11 protein-coding genes are annotated in these 12,018 nt (G+C 59.1%); 2 read left to right on the top strand and 9 right to left on the bottom strand.

The window, feature by feature from the left end; translation table 11 throughout:
- Window positions 1-49 precede the first annotated feature (49 nt).
- Both RB602_RS03815 and RB602_RS03810 read right to left on the bottom strand, forming a co-directional pair.
- Entirely contained in the window at window positions 50-2,491 is a 2,442-nt protein-coding gene (locus RB602_RS03815; protein ID WP_406568405.1) for a ligase-associated DNA damage response DEXH box helicase, read from the bottom strand.
- A gap of 165 nt (window positions 2,492-2,656) precedes the next feature.
- Window positions 2,657-3,481 carry a TauD/TfdA dioxygenase family protein gene (locus RB602_RS03810; RefSeq protein ID WP_317083099.1) on the bottom strand — a complete coding sequence of 275 codons (825 nt, stop codon included), beginning with the start codon at window positions 3,479-3,481 and terminating at the stop codon, window positions 2,657-2,659.
- A 175-nt stretch (window positions 3,482-3,656) separates the two neighbouring features.
- Here RB602_RS03810 and RB602_RS03805 point away from each other — a divergent pair, with 175 nt between their 5' ends.
- Both RB602_RS03805 and RB602_RS03800 read left to right on the top strand, forming a co-directional pair.
- Complete coding sequence (locus tag RB602_RS03805; RefSeq protein WP_317083098.1) at window positions 3,657-4,796, top strand: zinc-binding dehydrogenase; 1,140 nt, start codon at window positions 3,657-3,659, stop codon at window positions 4,794-4,796.
- A 2-nt stretch (window positions 4,797-4,798) separates the two neighbouring features.
- Window positions 4,799-5,116, top strand: a complete 318-nt coding sequence (locus RB602_RS03800; RefSeq protein ID WP_317083096.1) for a DUF1330 domain-containing protein — start codon at window positions 4,799-4,801, stop codon at window positions 5,114-5,116.
- Between the two features lie 17 nt (window positions 5,117-5,133).
- On the opposite strand, the gene RB602_RS03795 is transcribed toward RB602_RS03800, so the two are convergent.
- The 7 genes from RB602_RS03795 to gspG all read right to left on the bottom strand — a co-directional run bounded on the left by RB602_RS03795 (window position 5,134) and on the right by gspG (window position 11,982).
- On the bottom strand, window positions 5,134-6,783 hold the full coding sequence (locus RB602_RS03795) for an alkaline phosphatase D family protein (RefSeq protein ID WP_317083094.1): 1,650 nt from the start codon (window positions 6,781-6,783) through the stop codon (window positions 5,134-5,136).
- 88 nt (window positions 6,784-6,871) lie between these two features.
- A complete protein-coding gene (locus RB602_RS03790; RefSeq protein WP_317083092.1) occupies window positions 6,872-8,413 on the bottom strand; it encodes a hypothetical protein in 1,542 nt (513 codons plus the stop codon).
- Window positions 8,414-8,581: 168 nt separating this feature from the next.
- Entirely contained in the window at window positions 8,582-9,295 is a 714-nt protein-coding gene (gspN, locus tag RB602_RS03785; RefSeq protein WP_317083090.1) for a type II secretion system protein N, read from the bottom strand.
- Window positions 9,296-9,320: 25 nt separating this feature from the next.
- Window positions 9,321-9,800 carry a type II secretion system protein GspM gene (gene gspM / locus RB602_RS03780; RefSeq protein WP_317083088.1) on the bottom strand — a complete coding sequence of 160 codons (480 nt, stop codon included), beginning with the start codon at window positions 9,798-9,800 and terminating at the stop codon, window positions 9,321-9,323.
- A complete protein-coding gene (gene gspL / locus RB602_RS03775; RefSeq protein ID WP_317083086.1) occupies window positions 9,800-10,978 on the bottom strand; it encodes a type II secretion system protein GspL in 1,179 nt (392 codons plus the stop codon). The genes gspM and gspL overlap by 1 nt, the downstream gene beginning before the upstream one ends.
- Window positions 10,968-11,414 (bottom strand): GspH/FimT family pseudopilin, encoded by a 447-nt coding sequence (locus tag RB602_RS03770; RefSeq protein WP_317083084.1) that lies wholly within the window; start codon window positions 11,412-11,414, stop codon window positions 10,968-10,970. The genes gspL and RB602_RS03770 overlap by 11 nt, the downstream gene beginning before the upstream one ends.
- Window positions 11,415-11,550: 136 nt before the next feature.
- On the bottom strand, window positions 11,551-11,982 hold the full coding sequence (gene gspG / locus RB602_RS03765; protein ID WP_317083082.1) for a type II secretion system major pseudopilin GspG: 432 nt from the start codon (window positions 11,980-11,982) through the stop codon (window positions 11,551-11,553).
- Window positions 11,983-12,018 lie beyond the last annotated feature (36 nt).

The following is a 12,018-nucleotide window of genomic DNA, read 5'->3' as shown; positions in this document are numbered from 1 at the left end:
TGCGCCCAGTGACTCCACCACCCCAACCCCTCCTCTGAAGAGGAGGGGCTTATTCTGGTACATCCCCACGCATCGCGGTTGCCGCCAGTGTTTCCGCCTCCAGCAGCAGAGCATCATCCGCCGCGCCCTGCGCCACAGATTCACGCCCGATCATCGTCAGCACCGGCACCGCCATGGGCGTCACCCGGTCAAGGTCGATATGCAGGATCGTCTCCTGCGCCCGATCGAGCAAGTCACCCAGCCTCCCGACATCGGTCATCTTCGCGCGTGCATCGGCCCATGCCGCCTGCATCAGCACATGATCGGGCTCATATTTGGCTAATACATCGAAGATCAGGTCGGTCGAGAAGGTCACCTGTTTACCGGTTTTGCGTTTGCCCGGATGCTGACGCTCTACCAGACCGGATATCACCGCCACCTCACGAAAGGCGCGTTTGAGCAAATAGCTGCTCTCGACCCATTGGATGAATTCATCTGTGAGGATATCTGCGGAAAACAGCGCCCCCGGATCGCGGATCGGCTGCAGCCCATAGACCGCCAGCGCATAATCATTGGCAACAAAGCCCAAAGGCTGCAGGCCCTTATCCTCCATCCGGCGGGTAATAAGCATGCCGAGCGATTGATGCGCGTTCCAGCCTTCAAAGGGGTAGCACACCATATAATGGCGCTGGCGGTGCGGGAAGGTCTCAACCAATAGCTGTCCCGGCTCGGGCAAGGTTGAGCGCCAATCCTGCATCTCCAGCCATTCGCGCACATCATCGGGGAAGCGCACCCAGCCGGTGCGGTCGGTCAGCAGCCCGCGCACCCGATCAGCAAGATGCGTGGTCAGCGGCATCCGCGCGCCCATATAGCTGGGGATCTGCGCCGCGTTCTTGCTGGCACGGACGATCAGGTCGAGATCTTTGATCTGCTCGACCTCGAGGCTCATACCGGCAAAGAAAAACGTATCGCCCGGCGACAGTTGCGCGGCGAACATCTCTTCGACTTTGCCCAGTTTGCGGCCATTTTTGAACCGCACTTCCAGCATTGGCACATCGACAATCGTGCCCGCATTGAGCCGATGCTGCGCCGCGAAACGCGGATGCGCCAGATGCCAGACGCCATCCTTATCGCGCCGTAGCCGCTTGAACTTGTCATAGGCACGCAGCGCATAGCCGCCATTTTCCACAAAGCTCAGCACCCGGGCAAAGGCGTCATCATCATAGCCAGAATAAGGCAGCGCCGAGCGCACCTCATCGCGCAAGGCCTCCTCATGAAACGGACCGGCACAGGCCACTGCCATCACATGCTGCGCCAGCACATCGAGCCCGCCGGGGCGAAAGCCTTCGCCATCACGCTGACCCGCATCCACCGCATCATAGGCGGCTTGGGCTTCGAGATATTCGAAGCGGTTCCCCGGGACCAATACCGCCTTGCTCGGTTCATCAAGCCGGTGATTGGCGCGGCCGATACGTTGCAACAGGCGCGAGGAGCCTTTGGGCGCACCCATCTGGATGACGCAATCGACATCGCCCCAATCAACGCCAAGATCGAGGCTGGCGGTCGCCACCAGAGCGCGCAATTCGCCACGCGCCATCGCGCCTTCCACCTTACGCCGCGCCTCAACCGAGAGCGAGCCATGGTGCAAGCCAATGGGTAGCGCGTCCTCATTCAACTCCCAAAGCCGCTGAAAGATAAACTCTGCGAGAAAGCGCGTATTGCAAAAGACGATGGTGGTGCGGTTGCGGGTGATTTCTTCCAAGACCTGCGGAATGGCATAATGGCCGCTATGGCCCGACCAGGGCACCCGGCCCTCAGGCAGCATGATATCGAGGTCGGGATCGGCGCCCGCCTCACCTTCAACCAGCGCCACACTGTCCAGATCACCATGCGGCGCAAGCCAGGCGCGATAGCCATCGGGATCGGCCACGGTAGCGGACAGGGCGACGCGCTGTGCGTCTGGCGCAAGGGTACGCAACCGCGCCAGCGATAATGCCAGCAGATCGCCGCGCTTACCGGTGGCAAAAGCATGGACCTCATCAACGATCACGCGTTTGAGGCTGGCAAACAGCGTCGCACTCTCGGGATAGCTCAGCAAAAGGCTCAGCGATTCCGGCGTCGTCAGCAATATCTGCGGCGGCTTTTCGCGCTGGCGTTTTTTGCGATCCGAAGGCGTATCCCCGCTGCGTGCCTCGACACGGATATCAAGGCCCATTTCCTCAACCGGCATGGTAAGGTTGCGCTGAATATCATGGGCCAATGCTTTGAGCGGCGAGACGTAGAGGGTGTGTAGGCCGTCATGGACAGGCGTCTCGATCAGCTCCGCCAGCGAGGGCAGAAATCCGGCCAAGGTCTTGCCCGCACCGGTGGACGCCACCAGCAACGCATGGCGCCCCTGCCGCGCCACATCGACCATCTCCAGCTGGTGCCGCCGCGGCGACCAACCGCGTTCCGAAAACCATTGGGTTATGGCTTGGGGTAAGGGAGGATCGAGATCAAGCACCCGCACAATGTTGCGTGCAGTCAGCGGATAATCAAGCCACTCTAGCTCTTAGATGACAATTGACCGCGATACCAACTTCGTCATTGCGAGCGTAGCGAAGCAATCCAGAGCAGCACGCACTTGGCTCTGGATTGCCGCGTCGCTTCGCTCCTCGCAATGACGAGAAAAGACGGTTTAATGCAGCGGCACGCCTTCTACCGTGATCCGATGCATCAGCCGCCGATGCCCATGATAGTCATTCATCGCATAATGCCAGGTCGAGCGATTGTCCCACATCGCCAAGGATCCCGGCTCCCAGTGGAAACGAAAGTGGAACTGCTCCTGCATGATATGCGCATAGAGCTGCATCAGCAGATCAGCGCTTTCCTGCTCATCCATGCCGAGTATGCGGATGGTGAAGGCGGGATTGACATAGAGCCCTTTGCGCCCCGTCACCGGGTGCGGCAGCACAACGGGATGCACAGCCTCCTGCACCGCCCTTTTCGCGTTGCCGAAACGGTCGCCAATCTCCTTGGCGTACTCTGAGTCCTCGCCAAAGATATGTGCGTTGCTGTGAAATGCCTCGAGCCCGTCCAGCTTTTCCTTCATCTCATCATCAAGCGCATCATAAGCAGCCGCCATACCGGCGAACAATGTGTCGCCGCCGCTGGGCGGGGTTTCCAGCGCATAAAGGATCGATCCCATGGCTGGGACTTCATCATAGCTATGATCAGTATGCCAGCCGCCGCCGATATTCACCGTCTGATCGGGCTCTTTCAGCACTTGGGCGATTTGCGGATGCTCGGGCACTGCGGCAAAAAAGCGGTTGATATTGATAGCGCCCCAGCGCTCGGCAAAGGCGATATGGTCCTCTGGTTCAAGATGCTGGTCGCGAATAAACAGCGCGCCATGATCGGCAAAAGCCTGATGCAGCTTGGCGAAATCATTATCGTCGATGGTGCGGACATCAATATCCTGGACCACCGCACCTACGGCCCCGGAAGCGGGTTCAATATGCATTCTCTCCTCCGTTTTTCTTTCAGTTTGCCACGAAACCCCGCGCTGCGCCAGTGATCCGCAACAGAGAGGTGCAATTTTACCGAGCGACAATCGCAAGATTCCCGTTGCCAATTGCAACCAAAACAGCCAGCGTAGCGGCCATCAACAAGACATAATCGACAAAGAGAGGACGCCGATGACACTCCCTTCCACCTATCTGAAAATGCACTCCACCTTGCACGCCAATGGCACGCTGACCATGGATATGTCCGAGGAAGCCATGCCAGCGCCCAAAACCGGCGAGATTGTGGTGCGGGTCGAAGCGACGCCGATCAATCCGTCAGACCTGGGTGTGATGTTCGGCTGGGCCAATATCAGCGGAGCAACGACCGAAGGCGAAGGCACGTCGAGTGTGCTTTCCATGCCGGTTCCGCCTCAAGGCATGGCGGTTATGAAAGCAAGGCTCGACCAGCGTCTCGCCATCGGCAATGAGGGCGCGGGTACGGTTGTCGCTGCAGGCGATGATGACTATTCGCAAAGCCTGATCGGCAAGACCGTCGCGATTATGGGCGGCGGCATGTATGGCCAATATCGCTGTGTCCCGTCGATGATGGCGCTGCCGTTGAAAGACGAGCACAGTGCCAAGGATGGTGCCTCCAGCTTCGTCAATCCACTGACCGCGCTATCGATGGTCGAGGTTATGAAAATGGAGGGCCATAAGGCGCTCGTCCATACCGCCGCCGCCTCCAATCTTGGCCAGATGCTCAATCGCATTTGTCAGGCGGATGGTGTTGATCTGGTCAATATCGTCCGCAAACAGGAACAGGTTGATCTGCTCAAAGGCATGGGCGCGAAATATGTCGTCAATTCCTCGGATGACGACTTTATGGCGCAGCTCACCGATGCGGTACACGAAACCGCGGCAACGCTCGCCTTTGATGCCACGGGCGGCGGCACATTGGCTTCCGATATCTTGACCGCAATGGAAATGGCTGCAGCGCGCACACCGAGCGAGTACAGCATTTACGGCTCCACCACGCACAAACAGGTCTATATCTATGGCGGTCTGGACGTTAGCCCGACGACTCTAAGCCGCAACTATGGCTTTGCCTGGGGCATTGGTGCGTTCCTGCTGCCCAATTTCCTGGCCAAAGCCGGGATGGAAGTCGCCGCTCGTCTGCGTGGCCGGGTAGCCGATGAGCTGACCACCACTTTTGCCAGCAGCTATACCGACGAGATTTCTATGGTCGAGGCGCTGCAAGCGGATGTGGCCCAGCGCTATTTCGCCAAGGCAACGGGCACGAAGTATCTCCTGTTGCCGCACAAGGACATCTAGGCATGAGTGTGTATGTCATCGCTCATCTCACTATCCATGACCGTGATCGTTATAATCGTTATCAGGACGGTTTCATGGAGGTGTTCGAGAAATTTGATGGCACCATGCTCAGCGTCGATGAGGAACCCATGGTGCTCGATGGAGAGTTTACCGCCACCCGGTCGGTACTGATCGAATTCCCCTCCAAGGGGCAAGCCATGGCTTGGATGACATCACCCGAATATCAAGAGATTGCCAAACATCGCGTGGCGGCAAGCACCGCCAACAGCATTCTTGTGCAAGGGCTTGACCCGGAGGCAGCGCTGCCCGGCACCGCCTAGGTGCCGGGTTCCAAACATTAGGCGCTGATTGTTTTCGCTCCGGCCATGACGCGGTGCTTCTGCGTCATGGTCATCTTGGTCGAGCGCTCTCTTATGGTATCAAGCCCAAGCCATTCCGCCTCGGCACTTTCGGGGCTCAGCGTCACTGTCATATAACCACGATGGTTGGTATCGGCCCATTTCAACTGGTCATTGGCACGCACCAAGGCGTTGCTGACGTCATTGGGTGCAACGCCCTTGGTATAAGCCTCAAAACCGGGTGACGACACACTATGCGTCGCAAATTCGACACCCGCTGGACGGCCCTCAACATCAAGATCAAAAGCCCAGCCATTATGGCTGTCACCCGACAGCACGATAAGGTCTGAATCTGCTTCCATAGCGGCGCTGAGATGCGCCGCGCGGGCCACCGGATAGCCATCCCAACTGTCCATATTGAACGGTAACCCCGCCTGTGCTGCCATCACGCCACCCAAGGCACGGGTGCGGACATAATCCGGGGCATTATCGGGTATCCAGTTAGCCGTCTCGGGCGGCGATTTGAGCGAACCCATAACGCATTGCTGGCCCCAGACCTGCCAAACAGTGTCACCGCCTTTAGATCTGGCAAATTCCTTGCCTAGCCACTTACTTTGCTTCTCGCCCAACACAGAGCGGTTCGGGTCCATCCATACATCGTCGCGGAAGGTTTTGAGTCTGGCCGCAATATCGCCCTCGCCCTTAAAGGCGCTGGCCAGCTCCACCTGCTGATCGCGCCCGGCCAGTCGGCTCTCGGTCATAATGATGGTGGCAAGCTGGCCAATGTCATAAGACGACCAAAGATCGCCGCCATCATTCAAGTCACGCACTGGCATCCATTCACGATAGACACGCTCGGCAATGCGGCGGCGCGTCTGATAATCGCCCTCGTCCGGCTGATGGTTCTGCGCACCATTTTTCCAGCTATCATTGGTGATCTCGTGATCATCCCACATCGCCAGCATAGGATAAGCCTGATGCAGACGCTGGAGGTCAGGATCGGTGCGATAGGCGGCATAGCGTAGCCGGTAATCAGCCAGCGTCAATATCTCGGTATCGGGCTGCAATATGCGCCCGGGTAGAGCCTGCTCCACCGAAGGATAGGTGCCGATAGCATATTCATAAATATAATCGCCAAGATGCAGCATCAGATCGAGATCGTTGCGCGCTGCGGCATGGGCATAGGCATTGAAATGGCCGAAAGGCAGGTTGGAGCAGGAGAAAACACCCAGTGCGAAGCGGGAGACATCGCCGACCGGCAGTGTCCGAGTGCGGCCTATGACCGATTTACTGCCATCGGGAGCGACAAAACGATAAAAATACCAGCTATTGGGCTCCAGACCACTGACTACCGACTTTGCGGTAAAGTCACGCTCGGCGCTTGCCATGGCTGTGCCAGCCTGCCGCGCTTCAGTGAAGTCCGGGCTTGTGGACAGTTCGATATCGAGCTTGGAATCACTGGTGCCAACATAGCGCGTCCACAGAAGCACAGACGAGGCACTCGGCTCACCGCTGGCAACGCCATGGGTAAAGCCGGTCATATTCTCGAACGCACGTGCAATGCCGGAGCCAATGCCTGGGAGCGCCAGCGCGCCCAGGCCCATTGTACCCGCTTTCAGAATAAAGCGCCGATCGATTATCCCGTTCATATGCATTCTCTCCCAAGATGCGATTCATCTGCCGCGACAGGCTTTAGGCAGCGATTGCGACGGGACAATGACTCCCGGCGCGTTTGCCTTAATCCACTTGAACCACATAGTTGGTCTGGCCATCGCTCTCTATGGTCGCAGTGCGCCCCAAAGGTTCATGCTGCTGGTCCGCCAGAGCTGCAAATACGCCATCCGCGCGATCATCGCGCGGTGTCGAGGCCAGCACTCGCGCCTCAGCCATGCGCGCGATCACAACAGCGCGCACGGGCTGCCCCTTTTTGTAGCTGATGGTGTAGCTTTCAATGGTGGCGGTTCCACTTTCGCTGACACGCGCCGTTTTGGGCTGGGCATTAACCCGCTCCTGAGCAGGATTGTCTTCATAGACCGTCCATTGCTCAACCGGCTGTGCCGAATAAACGCCCACCGCTTCTTTGCTCAGAAAACCACCATTGGCGAGCACCAGACCATAGCTGTCGCGATGATCGCGCAGTTTCTCCACCATGGTGACAATGGCGTGCATCGAATAGTTATTCCCCGCCCCACCAAAGAAAGGCAGGCCGCCGGTAATAGTGGGCTGGCGTTGCTGCGTATCGAGGCCCAGAGCCTCGGCGGCGATGCTCACCGCACAGGGGAAACAACTGTAAAGATCATAATGGGCGACAGCATCCGGTTCCAGTTCGGCACGATCCAGCGCGACATCGAGCGCCGCCGCCATTGCTTCCGAGCGCGACAGATCGGGTCGCTCGGTGACAAGATAATCGGTCGCCTGGGCATGCCCATGAAGATACACCCACTTCGCCGGATCAATGCCGAGCCGATTTGCCTCGCCGACCGTGGTCATCACCACTGCCGCACTCTGATTGACCGCATCCTGCGCTACATGCCATTTGAGATAGGGATCGGCGATCGGATAATTCTCTGCCGATTGTGTCGCCAGAAATTCGGCATCAAACGCGCGCCCGAACTGGCTTTGCGGATGCGTTTCGGCGACGTTGGCGAAACCGGCCCAAAGCTCCGACATCGCCTGCATATGCTCCGCCCGAGTGCGGCCATGGCGATGCCGCAAAGCATGTTCGAAATGCGGATAGGTGATCGGCGGAAAGCCCAGCCCATTGGCAATCTCAAAACCGTCGAGCAGCATGGCACCCCAGCCGCGATCTTCGGTCTCGCCATCATGGTCATCGGACCAGTCCAGCGTGATACCATTGCGCAATGCCGTCTTGGTCGCAGCAATGGCTTCGGCGCCGGTGAGGATGACGGCCTTCGCTTCACCCTGAAACAGCTTGTCGGCAAATTCATTGACCAGCGCCTGCGGCACATTACCGCCCGCCTCGCTATAGATGGCGTGCTTGAGCGTAACACCGCATCGCGCAGCGACGGCATGCGGCAAAGAGGCGCATTTGCCGAAGGGGTGATTGTCACCCGGCATGGAGTCAGGAAATATCCGCACCGCCGTGAGCACATCGACAGCCTCACGCACCGCATCCGCTGCACCTGTATCAGCCAGCGCCAGCTGCGCCGCTTCTGCCATCAACCCCTGTGGCGATGGCGCGGCGCTGACATCGCTGCCATCCCAACGATGCATGGTCTGGCCAACGCCGATAATGATGGGGGTGCTGTTCTGGGGCATGTTTCATCCTCTTTTCTTTTTAGCCCCTCCCCTTCAGGGGAGGGGTTGGGGTGGGGGCGTTCAAAAGTCACAGCGCAAGTGGATATCCCCCACCCCGCTGCGACTAAGTTCGCTACGCTCACTAAGTCTCACTGCCCCTCCCCTAAAGGAGGAGGGGAGTAATTTCCATCACCGCAAAACACCTTCAGTACTCAGCACCAGCCTGTTGCCGGATGCCTTGAAGCCCATTGCACGCAGGCCAAGGCCGAGTTCCCTACTCAACCCTTGGATCGTCAGTTCAGCACGGTAGCGGCCATCCGGTTCGACACGAAAGCTCAGCTTTTCCAGGCCCGACTGGCCTGCTGTGGTCAGAGCAACCGCATCACCATCGCATTGCAGCTTGCCACGCAGGCCATTTTGGGCTGCGAAACGACCAAGCCAGCTGCTCAGGATAAGCTGGACCTCGCCCGAGGCAGATTGGCAGCGGCCATCGTCCAATTGCAGTGCGACATTGTTGAGCCGCGCCGCCGCGATCGGCAGGTCGCCGGCAATCTGATCAAGTGGCACATCGCCATTGGCCGCTTCGACCACCAGCTTGCCGGTGCCTCCGCCGAGACTGGCGGAGAAATCCTGTCCGGTCGCGCTGGCCTCGGCGCGGCGCACCGCTACCATCGGCGTGCCCAATAGCGACGCGGGTTGCAGTCCGGCCTCTAATGTACCGAGCGGCACCGCACCAAAACGTGCATCATAAAGCGTGCCGGACCAGACGCTGCCCTCAACCCGTCGTGCCGCCAGACCACGTTCGCCCAGGCCGCTCCAGTCAAGCGCCAGTCGCATTGGTAGAAAGACGACCAGCAACACAAGTCCAGCCAACACCGCAAAGAGGACAAGCGAGCGGATCATAGAAGGGGCATCCAAGCCAGCACCGCTATTGCGGCTGCACCCGCATCAGATCAGCGCGCACGGCGACATTGCCCTGCGCCACCGGTTGCATGGAAAGCTGTTGCACCACCACGCCCTGCTCCTCCAGCGCTAGCAGCCATTGCATAAACGCGGTGGGGTTAGCGCCGGTGAGCGCAATGGTGGTCATATCATTGCCAGCGGCGACATTGCTTTCCAGCGCGAAGCCGCGCTCTGCAGCATCGGCACCGATCAAGGTGGAGAGCGGCCCGGATGTCGGCGGCGCTTTGGCCGGCGGTGCCTTGGCCAGCATATCGAGCCGCGCCTGCACCCCGGTGGCTCGCAGCGCCGTCTGGCGATATTGCGTTTCCGCATCCCAACTGCCGACCCATAAGGGGCGCACCACGCCATAGAAAAGCGCCACCGCCGCGAGCAAAAAGGCCAATACCCCGATCAGAATCTGCTCGCGCTGCGACAGCCCGGCCCACCAGTCACGCAACCCCGCCATTATCCGCGCACCGTCAGATCAATGACCGAGGCCCCGCCCGCCTCGGCGCGCTGGGTTGCGGTGATAACATAGCCTTGCTCCTGCAGCGGCAGGAGAAGCTGGTTCATCGTCGCATTGTCAGGCGCTGCAACGACAGCGGTCAGCGTCCCGTCAGCGCGATAACCAAGATCGCGTATCGTGATATTGTCCACCTTCTGCATCAGCGAAAACAGCGCCGCCGTCGGCGCGGTAAATATCCGCGCGCCCGCACCCCGCGCCAGCAAGGCGGCATCGACCTGCTGCTCGGCGCTGTTGAGGTCGGTAACTGTAGGAAGCAGCGGTTTAGCCTTGGCTATGGTTTCGCTGGTCATAGTCTCGGTAGCGGACTGATAGCGCCACATGCGCAGAGTCGGGATCAGTAGAGTGACTATGATCAGCGCTGCAACCAGGCCGAAAAGCAACTGCTTCTGGCGCGGTTCCATCGCCGCGCTTTCTTTTTTCTTGGCGAAATCACCCTGACGCAGATCGGGTAGCGATCGCGCCGAAAGACCGCCAAGCGCGGCAACCACTTCGTCATCGGAGATGTCGATGCAATCGGTTTCGCCGATCAGCATATCGCGCAGCGCCGGATCATCCTCTGTAGCCAGATCGGGGGTACGCAAAAAGGCATATGGACCAAGGCCGAAACGCAAAGCTGCTTCACCCTGTAGCGGCATGATCAAAGCGGCAGGAACGATATGGTCAGGATCGCAATCCATGGCCCGACAATCATCCAGCAAGGCCTGCAACTCTGCGCGAGCGACAATGGCGGTTGCGACATGATGCGCGCGCTGGTCCAATGCACTTTCATCGGCATCATCGGCTGCAACATGCTCGGTGAGAGCCGCTCCAACATGCAGATCACTATTGTCGGTGATGCTGTTGTCCAGCGCCGCCATGCGCGCCGCGACCAGAGCCTGTGGCGCAGTCATATCGGCCATCTGGTGGCTGCGAACGACGCAGATATCGGCAGGCAAAAGCAATATGATGGTCGGAGCATCATGCTCGGGCGACAGGCCTGCAGCATCGCGCACATCATCGCCCTCACCCTGTTGCACGCATTTGCCTGCAACACATTTCCACCATGCGAAGCGGCGTGCGCTGTCCTCTGCGGATGGCGGCAAGGGCAGCAGAATCAGGGTCGCGATGTCATCGGTCAACACTGACCTCCCCCAGATCATTGACGCTGATCGCCGCTGCGGTTTCACCATTGCGCAGCTCGACCACAATCCCTTCATTGGGCAGGCCGTTATTATCAAAGGCAAGCCGTTGCATCCCGTCATCACCCAGCATGGCCATAGTGCCATCGCGCCAGTCGGCGCGGTCAATGCCGCGCGCGCTCATCGGTTGCCATTGGCCCTCGATCCGTTGCTCAAAGCCATAGCCCGAAGGGCTGACCCACAGCGCCACCGGCTGACCACCGACAACGGCCAGATCACGCGCCGCCGCAACCCGCGCCGCAAAGCGGTCGGCATCGGCATAGAGCGTGCGATCATTACCCGGCAGCGCGAAGATTACAGCCGTTACCCCGAGGCCGATAATGGCAACCACCACCAGCAATTCGATCAGGGTAAAGCCGCGCTCACCCTTTGCCACGTGATGCTCTTTTTTGCTTGAGACGTCATTGCGAGGAGCGAAGCGACGCGGCAATCCAGAGCATAAAGCGCCTGTGGCTCTGGATTGCTTCGCTTCGCTCGCAATGACGTGCTTCAAACTTGGAGAAAGGGCGGATTTATTCGTTGGCATAGATATCCGCGTTCAACTCGGTTCCGCCGGGCGCACCGTCGGCACCGAGCGAATAGACCGCATAGGGCAGGCCATTGGGGCCGGGAGTGACATATTGATAGGGGTTGCCCCAGGGATCATTGGGCAAATCGCCACGGAAATAGCCGCCCGGAGGAAAACGCGTATTCGCGCCGAGCGAGGCAGGCGGCGTTTTCAGTGCGGCCAGCCCTTCATTGGTTCCGGGATAGCGATTGGTGTCGAGCCGGTAGAGCTCAATCGCCTGTTCAAGCTGTTTGATATTCGCCCGCGCCGAGGTTACCGATGCGGTGTCCTGTGCCGGCAGAACGTTGATCGCCACAATGGTGGCCAACAGGCCGAGGATGAAGATCACCACCATCAGCTCGACCAGTGAAAAGCCATTGCGCTTTTTCTTTTGCACAGTCCCTGCTTCCCGTTCGCCTCGAGCGAAGTCGAG

Origin of the sequence: Parasphingorhabdus sp. SCSIO 66989, from assembly GCF_032852305.1 — a bacterium.
GTDB classification, from domain to species: domain Bacteria; phylum Pseudomonadota; class Alphaproteobacteria; order Sphingomonadales; family Sphingomonadaceae; genus Alterisphingorhabdus; species Alterisphingorhabdus coralli.
The sequence above is the reverse complement of the archived record's forward strand: the minus strand, read 5'-3'. Positions and strand labels throughout refer to the sequence as shown.